Origin of the sequence: Actinomadura gamaensis (assembly GCF_042652125.1) — a bacterium.
Lineage (GTDB): Bacteria > Actinomycetota > Actinomycetes > Streptosporangiales > Streptosporangiaceae > Spirillospora > Spirillospora gamaensis.
The window spans coordinates 396,084-413,174 of record NZ_JBHSIT010000007.1 but is presented as its reverse complement, the minus strand read 5'-3'; the positions used below and the strand labels follow the sequence as shown (position 1 = coordinate 413,174).

Below are 17,091 nucleotides of genomic sequence, written 5' to 3'. Positions count from 1 at the left end.
CGCAGGGAGTCGCATGGTTCGGCACTGGTCGCGAGCGGTCCTGGTGACCGCGCTGGCCTGCTGTGTCGTGGTGCCCTCCTCGGGGCGTCCCAACCGTCCGTCCGTGGACGCCGACACCAGGCGCCAGCTGACCGTCGCCGCGAGCGCCCTGCTGGACTTCCGCTCGCAGGCGCTCGTCGAGCGGCGCCGCCAGGACCGGCGTCCCCCGACCGAGGTCCTCGGCGTCAAGATCGCCCCTGACCTGGCCGAGGACCAGCAGCGCGCCGTCCGCGAGCTGGCCAACCGCAACCGCGCGCCCGTCCCCGGCGGCCCCGCCTACGTCGCCGCGCGCACCCGCCTGTCCGCCGACCGCGCCGTCCGGCGCGGTGATCACATCACGCTCGACGTGACCGAGCACACCGACCTCAGCTACGGGGGCGGACGGATCGAGCAGTCGGTCCGGCGCCGGTTCGAGTTCGTGCGGAAGGGCGAACAGCTCGTCCTGGTCGGGGAGCGCGTGACCGATCCCGGCGCGCACCCCGTCAACGACCCGGACCCCCCGTCCGACGAGCCGACGCCGCCGGAGACCACGACGCCGCCCGAGCCCGAGACGCCGGAACCTCGCCCGACGACTCCGCGGACGCCGAGCCCCACGCCGTCCCCGACGACGCCGAGCCCGTCCGGAACGCCGGCGAGCCCGTCCGAAACGCCGTCCGGCCCGGTGACGCCGTCCACCTCGCCGACGACGCCGCCACCGCCGGTACCGGTCATTCCACCGATCACGCTCACTCCGCCCTCCTTCTGATCAATCACCTTTCGTCCGCCCATGCCGGACGTCAAAAGGCCGGTCAGAATGCGGGGAATCGGTGACCGGATATGGCGGGCTGGCCGGTTCCGGCCAGTGCAAGCCGGCGGGAATGGGGGCCAAACGGCGCGGGAACACCGTTGTGCGTCTGGCTTCCTGTGATCGGTGGGGCGTAGGCTGGCGGGCATATTCTTCGGGGCCCGGAGAACGCTCCACGGCGCGGCGGCGAACCGCCCGGCGTGGTCCAGCGATCGCAACCAGCGACGAAAGGGTCGAAGCATGAGCGGTGACAAGCGCGGCGCCAGCATCGGGGCACTCGAAGACCTGTCCCGGATGTTCAGCAAGCACTCCCGAAACCTCGACGCCCTCATCAAGGACCTGAACGGCCGCACCGTCAGCAGCACCGAGATCTGGTGGGGCCCGGGCGCCGACCGCTTCCGCACCGCGTGGGCCGAGGCGAAGACCGCCTTCGACAAGATGGCGCTCGCGCTGGAGCAGGGCAGCCAGGACATCAAGCGCTCCCAGCAGAACATCGAGGCCGCCACCCGCTGACCGCGGCCCCCCGAGACCGCGGGTCCCGACCCATCCCCCCGAGGTCGGGACCCGCGCCCACCACCCACCCCGCGTCCGCCGGCGAACCCCCGCCCGCCCGGCGAACCCCGCATCCGACGGCGAACCCCGCGCCCGCCACACGCCGCACACCCCACACCCCGCGCTCACCACAACACCCCGCTCCCGTCCGTTCCGCGAAGTTCGCCGGACGCGACCGCTGACACACGGTCACGATCCAGGAACGGACCGTCGCAGGCGCGCGCAGCCGTGCCACAGTCGATCCGTGACGACGGAGGGTGACGATGAGCGGACCTGACGCGCTGGAGCTCCGACTGCTCCTCGGCCGGGTGCAGAGCCTCTCGGACGAGCACTGGCGCCTGCTGTCCGGGCCGCGCCAGGCCATGGCCGACCACGCCTGGGTCGGCGGCTCGTCCGCGGGCGCCTTCGCGTCCCGCCTGGAGGACGCCGAACGCCGCCTCCAGGCGCAACTCGCCAGGGCCGTCCAGCTGCTCCGCGACAAGTCGAACGCGCCGGTCCTCTGATGGGCGACGCCTGGCTCAGCCCCGACACCTGCGGCGTCAAGCTGGACGAGTTCGAGCACATGACCCGCCAGATGACGCGCGCCGCGCCCGCCCTCGCCACCCTGGCCGACCAGCTCTGGCAGACCCTGAACGCCGCGGGCGTCTCCACCGCCCCGGCCCTGGAGATCCGCCGCCTCGCCGCCTGGGCCGCCGACGCCGCGTCCGACCTGCGCCGCCGCAGCCTCCTCGCGCACGACATGGACCGCGAACGCATCGGCATGAAACTGTGCACGCCGGACGGCACCTACCTCACCCTCCCGGACCGCTTCACCGACCAGGTCTCCCACCTCGAAGGCGCCCGCGTGGCCGACGCGCTACGCCGGGCCGCCGCCGGCGACCGCTCCGCCTGGGACGAACTGGACCGCATCCGTCCCGAGGACGTGACGCCCGCCTTCGCCCGGGCGTTGATGACGTCCCTGGGGCCGAACGACCTGGTCCGCCTTCCCATCACGCTCGCCGGACAGCTGGCCGGCGACACCAACCTGGAACCGGCCGACGGAAGCCTCCACGTCGTCCCCGACTCCCGAATCAACGCCGACGCCGCGAAAGCCCGCACGATCCTGGCCTTCCTGGCCCGCTCGCTGGCCCTCACCACCGACCCGCAGTCCAAGGGCTACCTGGGCGACCATTTCCTGACCCAACTACGCGACGTCGGCCGCTCCCATTTCCCACCGGACGCCCCGCCGGGCAGCCGCGTGGACGGCTACCAGTCCCTGAGCACCATCCTCGGTTCTTCCGGCACCGCGAGATTCTCTCCGGCCTTCTTCCGAGTCGTGGGCCAGGACATGATCGCCTACAACCGGGAGCAGCGAAAGAACTCTCCGGCCGTAGTGACCGACCTGAGCGGCCACTTCCACCTGGGAAACGCCCTGGACCCGGGAGTCACCAAGGTCGTCCGCGAACCGGGCGGCCTGCTCGGCCGCCACGACGCCTACCCGCAACGGGAAATCCTCTCCCCGCTCCTCGAAACCGCCGCCCACTCCGGCCGAGACGCCGCCCAGACCCTCCTGACCGGTTGGCACGGCCCCTTCACCCCCAAGGACACCGCCCTAAAGAAAGACTCCAACCTCTACTACCTCATGCACGACCTCCGCGAAGACTGGGGCAGAACCGACCACGGCAAATCCCTGGCCGAAGCCCTCCGCACCGCCGCCACAGGCCAAGACACCACCTCAACCGCCATCGCCCTGCAAGCGGCCAAAGCAGTCGCCGACAACGCGCGCACTTACTTCAAGCCGGACGTCGGCCAGCAAAAGATGACCGTCGACAAGTCAGGGGCCGACGACCTCTCCGCCCTGCGTCCGGCCATGGCCGAAATCCTGGCCAAGCACATCGACCGGCTGCATTCCATTTACCGCTACTTCCACTACACGACCACACCGGACGACTCGGGCCTGGAAAACGGCGACCTCGACTACGTCCTCCTGGACGTCTGCCGGGACGCCGGCTCCTACGACACCCTTCTCAAGGGGGAGATGGCCCACGCCCGCCTCGCCGTGGACAACGCCGTCGCCAAGGACGGCGACCTCACCCGCAACCTGGAGGACGCCCTTCCCAGCGAGGGCTGGATGTTCGGCCGCCTCCTCGAAGCCCGAACCCGCACCGTCCAAGCGGAGACCGACCGCCTGGAGGTGTCCAACGAGGAACTCCGTAGGTACGTCGACCAACTGGTCGGTCTCATCCCGATCGCGTCGGTCTACGGACGAGCAGCCGAAAAGATTCCCAAAGGCCAAGACATGAGCGGCAAGCTCACGGACAAGGTCATGGGTGTCCTGAAGGACTGGATAACCCAACGCCTGGCCGAGAAACCCGACCCCGCCATCCTCACGCCCAAGACCAACACGGAAGCCGTCCAACGCCTCTTCGCCCAAATGATCGCCTCATCCATGGCTGCGCGTGGACGATTTTCGAACGCGGGCCTGCGAGGACGTTCCTTTGCGGTTGAAGGATCTCAAGCTGGGATCAAGCCGTTGGACTCGCTGAGTACAGATGATCTACGGGCGTTCTTGAATTGGGCGAATGAAGAAGTGCATGTTGACCGCTTCGATGTAGTTACTCAGTCCACCGTTCAACAGGGAGTAATGGAAGTTTCTCGACATTATGCGGACGGCGATGGTCAGCACCTGCCTCCCAGTTCTTCTGGATGATGAATATGCGCTGGATCAAACTCTCCGCCGTATCCGTCGTGATCGTGGCATTGGGAGGGTGCTCCAAAGGTCATGGTCTGGAGGGTCGGCCGATGCCTGCACCTTCTCCGGTCGTTGACACGCCCCCATATGTGTGTGACCTGGTGTCGGAGCGATCGCTTCTTTTGGTGACGGGTATGCATGGGGCGCTCAAGTCGTCCTGGGATGGTGGTCAGGACGGAAATGGGCTGTGTCTCGCGGTCACTGACGACGGGGATGCTCTACTCGGTCTCCGCTGGTCATATAGCGGTGCGAAAAACGCTGTGCAATCGCAGCGCGCTGGTGCGCGTTCAAGTGGAGTGCATGAACTTCCGGACGCCCTGGGTGTTGGCGTGATCAAGCTTCTTCCTTTGGGGGGAATAGCTGGACGTCCGAATTATGCTATTGTCGCTTTCCGTTGTGGCGACAAGAATCCATGGATTCGGACTGACGTTGCGGCGGTGGTGAAGGGGCGGGATGCGGTGGGGGACATGGTGGCGTTCATGCGGATCGCGGAGCGGCGGTTCGGGGAGATTCATCGGTGCACGCCTCGGCCTAGGTGAGGGCGGGGCCGGATCGCGGCGGGGAGGTGGGGTTGCGGCTCCAGTAGGGGGAGGTTGCAGGGTTGGGGCATGGCAGAGGGGCTGGTGTTCTCGATCGGGGAGTTGGCGCGGCGGGCCGGGGTTTCGGTGAAGACCGTGCGGTTCTACTCGGATGAGGGGCTGGTGCCGCCTGCCGGACGTAGTCATGCCGGTCACCGGCTCTACGACGTGCGGGCGCTGGCTCGGTTGGAGCTGGTGCGGACGCTGCGGGATCTCGACGTCGATCTGCCGACCGTCCGGCGATTGCTGGAGCGGGGCGTGACGTTGCCGGAGATCGCGGCGGTGCACGCGGAGGCGCTGGACGCGCAGATCCGGACGTTGCGGTTGCGGCGTGCGGTGCTGCGGGCGGTGGCCAGGCGCGGAACCGACCCTGAGGAGTTGAAGATCGTGAACGAGCTGGCGCGGTTGTCGGCGGAGGAGCGGAACGCGATCGTCCATGAGTTCATCGACGCGACGTTCGGTGGGCTGGACGCCAATCCGGCGTTCGTCGCGATGATGCGGTCGGCCATGCCGGAGCTTCCGGACGATCCGGAACCGGAGCAGGTCGAGGCGTGGATCGAGCTGGCCGATCTCGTGCGGGACGGTGATTTCCGGGCGTCGGTGCGGCGGATGGCCGAGCATCAGGCCGAGCAGGCGGGCCGGGCCGAGGCCGAGTTGCATCACGAGCTGACGCAGGTGGTCGTCGAGAAGGTGACCGCGGCCCGGGAGGCCGGTGTCTCGCCGGATTCGGCGGAGGCCGGGCGGGTGGTCGACGTCCTGGTCCAGCGGTATGCCGAGACGTTCGGTGCTGAGGACTCGGCCCGGTACCGGCGGGACGTCCTGCGGCGGGTGGAGACGGCGAACGACCCGCGGGCCGCGCGGTACTGGGCGCTGCTCGGGAAGATCAACGGGTGGCCGGCGCAGCCCGACATGGCGCCGGTGTTCGACTGGTTCGTCGCCGCGCTGCGGGCTCATCTGGACGGCTGACCGGCTCCGCCTTCGGTCCGGGTGGTCGTCGGTTCCGGGCGCGGGCGAAGGTTCGGTGGTGCGCCGGGATGGTTCCGGGAGGACGATCGGGGCGGAGCCCGCGAGCGCCGGGCGCGGAGGTGAACGACCGTGAGCAACGAGCGCGTGCTGCAGGTGTTCGACACCATCGCCGAACGGTACGACCGGCAGATGGCGATCTGTGAGCGGATGCTGTTTCCGGGCAGCCGGACGTGGGTGACCGGGCGCGCGTCCGGACGGGTCGTGGAGATCGCGGTCGGGACGGGCCTCAACCTGCCGCTCTATCCCGAGGCGGTCGTTTCGGTCATCGGGATCGATCTGTCGGAGCGGATGCTCGCGATCGCCCGGCGGCGGGCGGAGGACGAGAAGCTCGGTGACCGGATCGAGCTCAGGCAGGGGGACGTGCAGCGTCTCGACCTTCGGGACGGCTGCGCGGACACGGTCGTCTCGACGTTCACGCTGTGCTCGATTCCCGATGCGGACGCCGCCGTCCGCGAGGCGTTCAGGGTGCTTCGTCCGGGTGGACGGTTCGTGCTCGCGGAGCACGGTCCGTCGTCCAACGTGTTCGTTCGAGCATTGATGCGATTGGTCGAACCTTTGGCCGTCCGGTTCTCGGCCGATCATCTGACCCGTGACCCGCGTCCCCTGCTGCGCGGGGCCGGGTTCCGGATCGAGTTCGTCGCGCGCGCCCGGTTGGGGGTGAGTTTTCGGGTCGTGGCCGTCCGTCCGGAATGAGACGGCGGGTCTTCCTCGGCGGGCAGGCGGTGTCGCTGCTGGGGGACGGGCTGGCGCTGCTGGCCGTCCCGCTGCTGGTGCTGCGCCTGACCCGCGACCCGCTGCTTGCGGGCCTGGCCGCCGCGCCGCGCGGGGTCGGGTACCTGCTGGTCGGCGTGCCGGCGGGCGCGCTCGTGGATCGCTGGAACGCCTGGACTGTCCTGGTCGCGGCGGATGTCGTGCGTGCGGTGGTCTTCGCGGCGTTGCCGGTGATGGCCTGGACGGGCGCGGCGTCCTTGCCGGTCGTGCTGGGGCTGGCCTTCGTGGCGGGGATCGCGACGGTCTTCTTCGACGCCGCGCTCGGCGTGTCCCTCAAGGATCTGTTCGCTAACGAGGGGCTGCTGCGCGCGAACGCGGTCATGGAGACGTCCGCGCAGCTCGCCGTCGTCGGCGGGCCGGCGGTCGTCGCCTTCCTCGCGGCGACGGCGGGCGTCGAGACGGCGCTGCTGCTGAACGCCGCGACGTTCGTGTTCTCGTGCGTGTCCTTGTTCGCGGTTGCCCGTGTCCGAACGAACAACTTCGAACGTCAGGGTGCAGGTGCCGGGTTCGTTCGCGGGATCCTCGAAGGGATGCGGTTTCTGGGCACGTGCCGTCCGCTGATGGCCGTGACGGCGGTTCAGGTCGTGGTGAACCTGTGCCTCGCGGTGGACACCCTCATCGTCTATCTGGGACGCGTGACGCTCGGCCTGCCCATGCACGCGATCGCGGCGTTGGTGGCGGCGGATGGAGTGGGCGGTGTCGTCGGGGCGATGACGGCCGGATCGATCGCGCGGTGGCTGGGCGCGATGGGTGCGGTGACCGTCGGCATCGTCGGAGTCGGGACGGCCCTGGCCGCGATGGGGATGGTCTCGGACGCGCGGGGACTGGTGGCCGCGAACGCCGTCCAGGGCGCGGCCGTCACGGTCGCGAGCGTCGTGAACCGGAGCGCGCGGCAGGCGTGGATCCCGCGCGAGCTGATGGGACGCGTCACGACGGCGATCCGCTCGCTGGTCATCGCGGTCACACCCCTCGGCGCGGCGCTCGCGGGCGTCGCGAGCCACGCGTTCGGGAACGACCCGCGTCCGGTGTTCGTCGCGGCGGGGGTGTGCGCCGCGGGCACGGTCCTCATCGGATGGGTGCTGGTCTTGCGGCGTCTCCCGCCGCCTCCGCTGTGAGGGGCGTCCTCGCGCGGTCGGCGTCTTCGGCGGGGAGCCAGTCGCGGGACGGGACGTATTCGAGCCAGCGGCGGGTTCGGGCTTTGGCGGCCAGGGCCTGGAGCAGGTCGCGGAGGCGCGGGTGCGCGGCGGCAGGGTTCCAGATGAGGGACCACGCGTACAGCGGGACCGGATCGATCAGTGGCACGGAGCGGACGCCGGGGATGTCCGGAAGGCGGGCGTCCGCGGGGAAGAGCGTGAAGGTGTCGGGCGTGTCGCGGAGTTCGGTGAGGAGGTGCCCGGCGCCGAGGTTGACGGCTTCGACGCGTCCCTCGATGCCGAAGTCCTCGGCGAAGTGGCGCAGGAAGTCGAGGCGGTGCGCGGCGGCGGGGAACAGCAGGCGAGAGCCGCGCAGGTCTGCCGGACGGAGCTGCTCCGCGCCGCTGAGCGGATGGCGATCGCCGAGCAGGGCGTCCACCGGCTCCAGGCGGACGATCCGGTGCGCCAGCTCGTCCTCGCGCGGCAGGCCCGTCCGATGGACGCGGCCGAACGCGGCGTCGATCTCTCCCCGCAACAACGCGGCCACCACGGCGGGCAGGTCCCGAGCACGCCCCAGCTCCACGGCAGGGAGATCTTCAGTGTGGTTCGGCTGGTCGGGCGGGGGGTCGAGGATTTCGCTCAGGGTGCGGGACGGGTCGTAAAGGTGGCCCCAGACGTCCACGCGCAGGGGGCCCGCGTCGTCGCGGACGGCGGAGACGGCGGCGTCGGCGGCGGCCAGGGCGCGGCGGGCGGCGGCAAGGAAGCGGTGCCCGGCCGGGGTCGGTTCGACGGCGCCGTGGCCGCGTTCGAGCAGGCGGGTGCCGAGCAGCGACTCCAGGCGGGCGATCCGCTTGGAGAGCGCCTGCTGGGTGAGGCCGAGGTCGGCGGCGGCGTGGCCGAAGTGGCGGGTGTCGGCGGTGGTGACGAAGGCGCGCACCTGTGCGAGGTCCAGATCCACGTGTCCACCTTGTCCGACAACCGACGGTTGTCAAGCTCGACCGGTGGCTGTTGGCCGCGCGACCGCCCCGGGCGGTGGACTGTGACCACGGCCGGCCCGGAAGGGGCGGCGGACGAGTGGGAGGAGTCGATCGTGAAGGCGTTGCAGCCGACCGAACGCCGGGACGAGCTGGTCGTCCCGGCCGAGCGCGCCGAGCCGGACCCGCGTCCGGACGAGGCGGTGGTCGAGGTCGAGGCGTTCTCGGTGAACCGGGGCGAGATCTTCAAGCTGGAGGCCGGCACGGCCTGGCTGCCCGGCAAGGACGTCGCCGGACGGGTCGTCCGGGCGGCGGCGGACGGCTCCGGCCCGCGCGCCGGAGCTCGCGTGGTCGGCCATCCGCCGGCCGCGGGCTGGGCGGAGCGCGTCGCCGTCCGGACGGACGCGCTGGCCGAGCTGCCCGGCTCGGTGCCGGCGGAGACGGCCGCCGCGCTGCCGCTGGCGGGGTTGACGGCGCTGCGGCTGCTGCGCGCGGCCGGTGCCGTGGCGGGGCTGCGGTTGCTGCTGACCGGGGCGTCCGGCGGGGTGGGGCACTACTTCACCGAGCTGGCGACGGCGGCCGGCGCGGACGTCACGGCGGTGTCCCGGCGCGGCGAGCGGCTGGGTGAGCTGGGCGCGCGCGTCGTCCCGGACGTGGCGTCGGCGGACGGCCCGTTCGACCTCGTGCTGGAGTCGACCGGCGGCGCGAACCTGCCGGCCGCGCTCGCGAAGCTGGCTCCGCGCGGGACGCTCATCTGGTTCGGGCAGGCCAGCCGCACGCCCGTCACCCTCGACTTCTTCAGCTTCTTCGACGGACCGGAGTCCGGGACGATCCGGCACTTCCACTACGCCGACTCCGACATCCCGGACGGCACGGACCTCGCCACGCTCGTCCGCCTCGTCGCGTCCGGTCGGCTTCATCCCGAGATCGGACGCGTCGCCGACTGGGCTGACACCGCTTCCGTCCTCGCCGACCTCCGCGACCGCCGAATCCGCGGTAACGCCGTCCTCACCCTGACCTCCGCGGCTCACACGCTCCCAGACGCAGCAGATCGCTCGTCCCAGAACGCGGCGGACCGTGCGACTTCCGACCCAGCGGACCGTGCGACTTCCGACCCAGCGGACCGTGCGACTTCGGCCCCAGCGGACCGTGCGACTTCGGACGCGGCGGACCGTGCGGCTTCGGACGCGGGGACGGCCCGGTCACCGGAGTGACCCGGGCCGGGCCGGAACGCGCCGCATCGCACGCGTGTCAGCTCTGCTTCCACGCGAGCCGCAGCACCGCGTTGGCGGCGTAAGCGGCGGCGAAGATCACGGCCGGGGTCAGGGCGACGGACGCGTACAGCGCCAGCGCCCCGACGCCGAACCAGGCGATCTCGAAGGCGGCGCGGAAGGGGCCGGTCAGCGCGTAGGTGGCGTTCTTGCCGCCGCCCGCCGCGAACAGTCCCCAGAGCGTCCCCATCAGGACGGGCGCGCCGAGCCCGGCGAGGATCCGGACACCCCAGTTCGAGCCGAGCGTGAAACCCCAGTAGCCGACGGAGATCAGCACGCCGAGCTCCAGGAAGAACATCAGCGCCAGGTTGGCGCCCTTGGCGGCGGCGAGCATGCGGACCTCCGACGTCCGAGAAGTGAACTTTCGTCCTAGCGAGAGCAATGCTCTCGCGAACATTGATCACAGTCAAGAGCAGTGCTCTCAGAAAGGCAGGGGAACGACCATGACCCCCAAGGAGATCGTCATCCGCTACGTCGAGGCCGTCGCCGCCGGCGACCTGGCGACGATCGTCGACAGCTTCGCCGACGACGCCACCTGGACCTACCCCGGCGACACCCCGATCAGCGGCACCTGGAAGGGACGCGACGCCATCGTCAACGACTTCCTCGGCGGCGTCACCGCGGGCGCCTTCGCGGCGCCGCCCGAGATCGTCCTCACCGGCGTCGTCGCGGACGGCGACCAGGTCGTCGCCGAATGGACGGCCCGGGGCGACACCGTCCGCGGCGACCGGTACGACAACCGCTGCATCGGCGTCTACACCGTCCGGGACGGCAAGATCGCCGCCGTCCGCGAGTACTGCGACACCGGCCACGCCGCCCGCGTCCTGTTCCCCCAGCCCACCCGCCCGTAGCTCCGCTTACCCACGGCCCGGCCGCCCGGAGCTCCACCCACCCGCGGCCCGGCCGCCCGTAGCTCCACCCACCCGCGGTCCGGCCGCCCGTAGCTCCGACCACCCGTGGCCGGCCAACCGGAGGCGGCCCGGCCACCCGTGGTCCACCCACCCGCAGGCGGCCTGGCCGGAGTACGTTGCTCGCTGCGTCTGGCGGAGCGTCAGCCGTTCAGTGGGGGTGGGAGGGCGACCTGGATCTGGGTCGTCGTCCCCGGCTGGACGAAGAGGCCGCGGCCGACCGGGCCCCCCAGGGAGGCGTTGCGGGGGAGGCGGAGGCCGAACAGGTCGCCGTCGTCCGGGGAGTCGACGGAGAGCAGGACGCCGGTGCGGGAGCGGCGGGCGTCGGCGATGAACCCCCGGTAACCGCGGCTCAGGTCCTCGGTGGTGCCGCCGATGACCAGGGCGTGCTCGCCGTCCCGCGCGGTGCGCAGGACGTCCCGCAGGGCGTCGTCGAGGTCCGATTCGTCGAGGAGTTCGGCGTCGTCCACGACGACGGCGTAGCGGTGCTCGTCGCCGATCGCGTCCTCCAGGTCGTCGGGGGTCGCGTCGGCGGTGAGCAGGCCGAGGACGCCGCGCCGGCCGGCGAGCATGCGCAGCGGCGACCGGCGCGGCGTCACCAGGACGACCGGGACGAGCCCGCCCGCGACGGCGGGGTCGAGCAGCGACTCGGCCATCGTCCGCAGCGTCGTGGAGCGGCCGGAGCGGGCCGGTCCGGCGACGACGAAGCCGGGGCCCTCGTTCAGCAGGTCGGCGCCCACCGGGGAGAGGGTGTCGCCGCCGACGCCGACCAGCGACCACAGCGCGGACGGCGGCGTGAAGTCCGGTTCGAGCGACATCGCCTCCCGGTAGGTCGCGCGCACCGGCAGCTCGTCCACGTGCAGCGGACGCTGGCGGCGCGGCAGGCGGCCGTAGCGGGTGACGGCGGCGCGCGCGATGTCCTGGAGCGCGGCGACCTGGGCGGTTCCGGACGGGTCGTCCGCGAGCAGCCCGATCTGCGACTCGCGCGGCGGGACGCCCGGCGCGACGACCTCCAGCGCGCGGCCCGGCGGCATCGACGCCGGGACCTGGCGTTCCTGCAGGCCCGCGTAGCCGTAGTCGTTCGGGTCGGCCATCCGCAGGATCAGCCGCCGGTCGAACACGGTGGAGACCTGGCCGGTCAGGCCCGTCCGGTCGCCGGTGAAGACGGCGCGCAGCCCGACCGCCGCGCCCTCGCGCAGCAGCCGCAGCACCATGTCCACGAGGCGGCCGTAGTCGTAGGAGTCGAACGCGCCGACGAAGCCCTCCCAGCGGTCGAGGAGCAGGACCATCCAGGGCATCCGGTCGGCGGCGGCGACGGCCGCGCGCTGCTCCGACAGGGACGCGAAGCCCGCCTCGGCGAGGAGTTGCTGCCGCCGCGACACCTCCGCGCCGAGCGCGGTGAGGAGGCGTTCGCAGCGGTCGAGCTGGTCGCGGGTGACGACCGCGCCGCAGTGCGGCAGCGACACCATCGGCAGCAGCGCGCCCGCGCCGCAGTCGATCGCGTAGAGGTGCGCGTCGAACGGCGAGCAGGCGGCGGCGAGCGACCCGGCGAACGTGCGCAGCGCCGTCGAGCGGCCGGACCGGGCCGTCCCGGCGAGGTAGAGGTGGCCGCCCTTCACCAGGTCGGCGACCAGCGGCTCGCGCGACTGGACGGACGGCAGGTCGGTCACCCCGAACGGGATCGGCGGGACGTCCACGACCGATCCGCCGGCGGCCGTGCGCGGCGCGAGCCGGACCCGGTCGGGCAGCGGAGTGAGCCACGGCGACGGCTGCCGGCCGATCCCCGCCCGGCGCGCCGCGTCCTCGACCGCGCGCACGAGGACGGCCAGGTCGGTGACCGTCTCGCCGGACGCGTCGTCCAGCGGCGCGCGCGGCCCCGGCAGCGGACGCCCGAGACCCTGCCAGCCCACGGTGTGCACGTCGGCGCGTCCGAGCGGCGCGCCCGGCGCGGGCCGCCGACCGCCGACGCGCGCGGTCTGCACGAGCCGCGCCTCGTCCACGCCGGAGCGCACGTAGCAGCGGCCCGGCGTCGACTTCCCGATCTGCGCGGCCTCCGGCGAGTCGAGGACGTCGGTCGACTCGTCCGGGTCGGTGACGCGCAGCGCGATCCGCAGGTTCGTGTTCGCGCGGATGTCCGCCGTCACCACCCCGGCCGGACGCTGCGTCGCGAGGATCAGATGGACGCCGAGGGACCGCCCGCGCCGTCCGATGTCGACGAGCCCGGCGACGAACTCGGGCAGCTCCGCGACCATCGCCGCGAACTCGTCGATCACGAGGACGAGCCGGGGCAGCCCGCCATTGCCGTCCGCCTGGTAGTCGTCGATGTCCTTCGCGCCCGCGTTGAGCAGGATCTCCTCGCGCCGCCGCAGCTCGGCCGACAGCGATTCGAGGGCGCGCTCGGTCGCGTGCCCGTCCAGGTCGGTGACCATGCCGACGGTGTGCGGGAGGCGCGCGCAGTCGGCGAACGCCGCGCCGCCCTTGTAGTCGATCAGGACGAACGTCATCTCGTCCGGGCGGTTCGCGACCGCGAGCGACGCGATCAGCGTCTGGAGCAGCTCGGACTTGCCCGCGCCGGTCGTCCCGGCGACCAGGCCGTGCGGGCCGTCGTAGCGGAGGTCCACGGCGAACGGGCCGTCCGCGCCGACGCCGATCGGGACGCGGGTGGCGCGCCCGCCGGTCCGCTGCCAGGACCGCAGGACGGCGTCGGCGTCCGGCTCGGGCATCGCGATCAGGTCGAGCAGGCGCGCGCTCGCGGGGACGGTGTCGTCGGAATCCTGGCGCGACACGTCCCGGACGGGCGCGAGCGCCCGCCCGACGCGCTCGGCCCACGCGACCGGCACCCGGTCGGCGAGCACCGGGCCGATCGCGTCGAGGCCGTGCCCGCGCAGCCGGACGGCCGGACCGTCCTCCTCGAACGCCGCGACGACCGCGCACTCCTCGGGGAGCAGCCTCTCCTCGTCGTCCACGCAGATCGCGTGGATGCCGTACTCCGCGCCGCGCGCGAGCAGCATCGGCATGCCCGGCTGGCGGCGCAGTGCGCGCGCGCCGTCCAGCACGACGAGGATGTTGTAGGGGATCGCCTCGGGTGGCTTGCCCTGCCCGAAGAAGCTCTGCGCGGCCTGCGCCGCGCGCCGCCGATCGCTCACCCGGATCGCGAGTTCGGTAATACGGTGCGCGAGCGATTCCGGATCGGACCCGACGAGCGCCGTGCACTCCTCGCCCTCGCGCGGACGCGTGTGCGGGAGCCACCGCACCCAGTTCCACTCCTCGCCCGCTTCCGCGTCCGCCGTGAGGACGATGATCGCCAGGTCACGCGGGCTGTGCAGGGCCGCCGCCTGCGCGACCAGCCACCGCGCGAGCCCGCGCGACGCCGCGCGCGGACCGGTCACGCCGAGCACGCCGACGTCCGGCAGCGGCAACGCGACCGGAACCAGATGCGCCATCGGCACCCCGGCCGCCTCCGCGCCGAGCCCCGCGCCGCTGGGACGCAGAACACCACTCGTCCCGGAGGCACCGCCCATGTCGAGCACCCCGCCCACCGCGAACGCACCACCCGCCGCGTCCGCGCCACCCGGCCCGAACACACCGGGCACTCCGAGCGCGTCACCTGCACCACCTGCACCACCGCCTGCGCCGGTGCCGAGCGCGCCTGCGGCGAATCGGCGGCCTGTGCCGTCCTGCGCGCCGCCCGCCTCGCCCTTTCGGGACGCGCGCCTGCCCGCCGCCGTGCGCCCATCGCGTGCGGCGCGCCCATCGCGCCTCGCGCGCCTCCCGCGGTCGCCGCGAGCGCTGTGCGGGTCGCGGGCGCTGGTGGCGAGGCCGCCGGACATGCTGGACGAGGGACGTCCCGGCAAGGGGCCGTCGCTGCGGATCTCGATGAGCGCGGGCAGGTCGGCGAGGCCGATGCGCAGGTGCAGCGCGTCCGGGTCGGTCATGCGCCGCTCCCAGAGGCGGCGGCGCGGGCCGGTCGCGGTCAGCAGGACCTCCGCCGGATCCGGGTCGGCCTCGCGGCGTTCGCGCTCGTCCTCCTGGCGAAGCGCGGCCAGGCGCGCCCCGAACGCCGCGCTCTGCTCCTCGTAGTCGCGCAGCGCCTTCTTGTAGGACTTGCGCCCGTACATCCGGTCGCCGATCCACTCGCCGAGCGTCATCACGGGCCAGGCGAGCGCGAACAGCGCCCACCACCACTGCTTCAACGCGACGGCCATGACCAGGCCGAACGCCGAGAACAGCAGCGCGCCGAACAGCCGCAGCCGTTCCTTCGGATCCCGCTCCGGACGCTTCGGAACCTCGATGCTCCGCTTCCGCACGGCCGGCTTCAGGCGCGGCGGACGGTTGAACGCGAGACCGCCCTCCGGAAGCGGTTCGAGATGCGTGTCGGGCTGCGCGCTCGGCGCCAGCATCAGGACGCTCGACCCGACGGCGAGCACGCTCCCGACCCGCCAGGGCCGCTTCCCGTCGAGCGGCACCCCGTCCAGGACGGCGTGCCCGATCGTGTGCGCGGACGGCTCGACCTCCGTGCCGTCCCGTCCGACGGTGACGCGCAGCGAGACCTCGGGGACGGCCGGGTCGTCCAGCGTGAGGTCGGCGCGTCCGCCCGACCCGACGGTGACCGTGCCGAACCCGAGCCGGTGCACCGGGCCCGCCGCCGGCCCGCCGACCACGCGCACCTCGACCAGCCCGGACGGCTCGCCGAGGTCGGTCGCGGCCGCCGCGCGCCGCTCGACGGCGACCACCGCGCCGTCGCGCAGCTCGCGCGCGGCCGGGGCCTTCGGGTCGAGCATCCGGCCGTCCGCCCAGAGCCCGTCGCCGCCCGCCGCGAGCGCCCGCGCGACACCGCCGACGGTCGCCCGGTCGTCCACCTCCGCCACGACGTCCCGGGGCCCCTCGTGGGTCAGCGCCGTGAACGAGATCCGCATCCGAGCCCCTCTGTCCCGAGCCTGCACGCGTCCGAGCTTGCACGCGTCCGAGCTTGCACGCGTCCGAGCCTGCACGCGTCCGAGCCTGCACGCGTCCGAGCCTGCACGCGTTTGAGCTGCGCAGTGCCGCCGGGGCGGCCGGGACGGCGTGCCGCGGCGGCTGCGGCCTCACTCTAACGAGCCGGTCCGACGCCGGCCCGGTGGACGCGGGCGGGCCGCATGGATCGACGGGATCGGGGCGGGTGGTGCCAACGATCCGGACACGTCCACCGGCGGGTTCCGTCATTAACGTACAAATCGGCGTTAACGGGTGTCCGTTTCGGTGGTGTCAGTGGCCGGTGTGACCCACGGTAAGCCGCGAAGTGATCAGCGAAACGGCTGGTCACCTGCGGTCCTTTGGTCACGGCACGGGTACGGCTGCCCGAATCCATTGACGAGGGCTCACCCGTCCCGCAAGCATGGATCGCCCGACGATTCGGAGATCTCCACATCCGAGATTCCGGCGGGCGCGAAAGGAGCACGTGGCTGCCGCCATGAAGAGCGACCAGCGGGCGACGAGCGGACGGGGCGGGCTCGCGGCGAGCCCGGCGGGCGGCGGGCTCGGGGCCACCGGGCTCGGCACGGCGGGCGGGCAGCGGCTGCCGAGCGCGCCGCGCGAGCGCAAACCGGCGCTCGCGGCGCTGGCCGTGCTGCTCGTCCTCGGCGGCGCGCTGGCCAGCGCCTACCTGGTGATGGCGAGCGGGCAGCGGGTGTCGGCGATCCGGATCGCGCAGCCGGTCGCGGCCGGGCAGCGCATCCCGATGTCGGCCCTGCAGGAGGTCCAGGTCGGCGACACGGGCATCGAGTACATCGCCTGGTCGGAGCGTGCCAAGGTCGCCCAGACGTACGCGGCGGTGCCGCTCGTGCGCGGCGCGCTGCTCACCAACTCCATGGTCAGCCGCACCAACGGCGCCGCGCAGGGACGCATGATCGTCGGCCTGTCGCTGAAGCCCGGCCAGTTCCCGGCGAAGGGCCTGGAGTCCGGCAAGCGCGTCGGCCTCTACGCGGTCGGCGGCAACGGCGGCAACGGGAACAACGGCGGCGGGGCCGCGCGGGCGGGCACGGTCCTCGCGCCGGACGCGATCGTCATCGGCGTCTCGTCCGGCGGCAGCGGACGCCTCGGCAGTGACAGTGTCGCCGTGGACGTCGCCGTCCCGCCGAACGAGGTCGCGCAGGTCACGCAGGCCGCGTCGAGCGGGCTGGTCGCGGTCGCGCTGATCCCGGACGGCACGCAGCCGCAGGGTGGCGACGTCCCGCCGCAGCCGGGCGGCACGCCGCCGACCGGGGCTCCCGACACGCCCAACGGCACCGGCCCGAGCCGTCCGGCGGACAAGTCCAAGCACTCGCCCGGCACGGGCGGAGGCTGACC

At 72.6% G+C, this 17,091-nt stretch carries 13 protein-coding genes; 10 read left to right on the top strand and 3 right to left on the bottom strand.

Annotation, left to right across the window (positions count from 1 at the left end; genetic code table 11):
• Positions 1–13 precede the first annotated feature (13 nt).
• From ACFPCY_RS25005 to ACFPCY_RS24975, 7 genes are all read left to right on the top strand, one after another.
• The gene (locus ACFPCY_RS25005) at positions 14–784 is read left to right on the top strand and encodes a hypothetical protein (protein WP_378259039.1); all 771 of its coding nucleotides are present in this window, start codon (positions 14–16) and stop codon (positions 782–784) included.
• A gap of 279 nt (positions 785–1,063) precedes the next feature.
• Positions 1,064–1,336 carry a WXG100 family type VII secretion target gene (locus ACFPCY_RS25000; RefSeq protein WP_378259037.1) on the top strand — a complete coding sequence of 91 codons (273 nt, stop codon included), beginning with the start codon at positions 1,064–1,066 and terminating at the stop codon, positions 1,334–1,336.
• A gap of 302 nt (positions 1,337–1,638) precedes the next feature.
• Positions 1,639–1,878: a hypothetical protein gene (locus ACFPCY_RS24995; protein ID WP_378259035.1), complete on the top strand. Its 240-nt coding sequence runs from the start codon at positions 1,639–1,641 to the stop codon at positions 1,876–1,878.
• Positions 1,878–4,064, top strand: coding sequence for a hypothetical protein (locus ACFPCY_RS24990; RefSeq protein ID WP_378259033.1), 2,187 nt, complete (start codon positions 1,878–1,880; stop codon positions 4,062–4,064). The genes ACFPCY_RS24995 and ACFPCY_RS24990 overlap by 1 nt, the downstream gene beginning before the upstream one ends.
• Before the next feature lie 650 nt (positions 4,065–4,714).
• A complete protein-coding gene (locus tag ACFPCY_RS24985; protein WP_378259031.1) occupies positions 4,715–5,650 on the top strand; it encodes a MerR family transcriptional regulator in 936 nt (311 codons plus the stop codon).
• 129 nt (positions 5,651–5,779) lie between these two features.
• Positions 5,780–6,403, top strand: a complete 624-nt coding sequence (locus ACFPCY_RS24980; protein WP_378259029.1) for a class I SAM-dependent methyltransferase — start codon at positions 5,780–5,782, stop codon at positions 6,401–6,403.
• Positions 6,400–7,596 (top strand): MFS transporter, encoded by a 1,197-nt coding sequence (locus ACFPCY_RS24975; protein ID WP_378259027.1) that lies wholly within the window; start codon positions 6,400–6,402, stop codon positions 7,594–7,596. The genes ACFPCY_RS24980 and ACFPCY_RS24975 overlap by 4 nt, the downstream gene beginning before the upstream one ends.
• Here ACFPCY_RS24975 and ACFPCY_RS24970 read toward each other — a convergent pair.
• Positions 7,547–8,572: a LysR family transcriptional regulator gene (locus ACFPCY_RS24970; protein ID WP_378259025.1), complete on the bottom strand. Its 1,026-nt coding sequence runs from the start codon at positions 8,570–8,572 to the stop codon at positions 7,547–7,549. The two genes, ACFPCY_RS24975 and ACFPCY_RS24970, sit on opposite strands and share 50 nt — an antisense overlap.
• 81 nt (positions 8,573–8,653) lie before the next feature.
• Here ACFPCY_RS24970 and ACFPCY_RS24965 point away from each other — a divergent pair, with 81 nt between their 5' ends.
• A complete protein-coding gene (locus ACFPCY_RS24965) occupies positions 8,654–9,802 on the top strand; it encodes a zinc-binding dehydrogenase (RefSeq protein WP_378259022.1) in 1,149 nt (382 codons plus the stop codon).
• Between the two features lie 37 nt (positions 9,803–9,839).
• Here the strand turns inward: ACFPCY_RS24965 and ACFPCY_RS24960 are convergent, their stop codons facing one another.
• Positions 9,840–10,193 carry a YrdB family protein gene (locus ACFPCY_RS24960; protein WP_378259020.1) on the bottom strand — a complete coding sequence of 118 codons (354 nt, stop codon included), beginning with the start codon at positions 10,191–10,193 and terminating at the stop codon, positions 9,840–9,842.
• Positions 10,194–10,302: 109 nt separating this feature from the next.
• Here ACFPCY_RS24960 and ACFPCY_RS24955 point away from each other — a divergent pair, with 109 nt between their 5' ends.
• Positions 10,303–10,710 (top strand): nuclear transport factor 2 family protein, encoded by a 408-nt coding sequence (locus tag ACFPCY_RS24955; RefSeq protein ID WP_378259018.1) that lies wholly within the window; start codon positions 10,303–10,305, stop codon positions 10,708–10,710.
• Between the two features lie 200 nt (positions 10,711–10,910).
• On the opposite strand, the gene ACFPCY_RS24950 is transcribed toward ACFPCY_RS24955, so the two are convergent.
• Complete coding sequence (locus ACFPCY_RS24950) at positions 10,911–15,683, bottom strand: FtsK/SpoIIIE domain-containing protein (protein ID WP_378259016.1); 4,773 nt, start codon at positions 15,681–15,683, stop codon at positions 10,911–10,913.
• A gap of 521 nt (positions 15,684–16,204) precedes the next feature.
• Here ACFPCY_RS24950 and ACFPCY_RS24945 point away from each other — a divergent pair.
• Positions 16,205–17,089: a hypothetical protein gene (locus tag ACFPCY_RS24945; protein ID WP_378259015.1), complete on the top strand. Its 885-nt coding sequence runs from the start codon at positions 16,205–16,207 to the stop codon at positions 17,087–17,089.
• Positions 17,090–17,091: the final 2 nt, after the last annotated feature.

Coding starts and splice junctions, on each gene's coding strand:
- ACFPCY_RS25000 (WP_378259037.1), top strand. CDS start 1,064: ATGAGCGGTGACAAGCGCGGCGCCAGCATCGGGGCACTCGAAGACCTG.
- ACFPCY_RS24995 (WP_378259035.1), top strand. CDS start 1,639: ATGAGCGGACCTGACGCGCTGGAGCTCCGACTGCTCCTCGGCCGGGTG.
- ACFPCY_RS24950 (WP_378259016.1), bottom strand. CDS start 15,683: ATGCGGATCTCGTTCACGGCGCTGACCCACGAGGGGCCCCGGGACGTC.
- ACFPCY_RS24960 (WP_378259020.1), bottom strand. CDS start 10,193: ATGCTCGCCGCCGCCAAGGGCGCCAACCTGGCGCTGATGTTCTTCCTG.
- ACFPCY_RS24990 (WP_378259033.1), top strand. CDS start 1,878: ATGGGCGACGCCTGGCTCAGCCCCGACACCTGCGGCGTCAAGCTGGAC.
- ACFPCY_RS25005 (WP_378259039.1), top strand. CDS start 14: ATGGTTCGGCACTGGTCGCGAGCGGTCCTGGTGACCGCGCTGGCCTGC.
- ACFPCY_RS24985 (WP_378259031.1), top strand. CDS start 4,715: ATGGCAGAGGGGCTGGTGTTCTCGATCGGGGAGTTGGCGCGGCGGGCC.
- ACFPCY_RS24975 (WP_378259027.1), top strand. CDS start 6,400: ATGAGACGGCGGGTCTTCCTCGGCGGGCAGGCGGTGTCGCTGCTGGGG.
- ACFPCY_RS24955 (WP_378259018.1), top strand. CDS start 10,303: ATGACCCCCAAGGAGATCGTCATCCGCTACGTCGAGGCCGTCGCCGCC.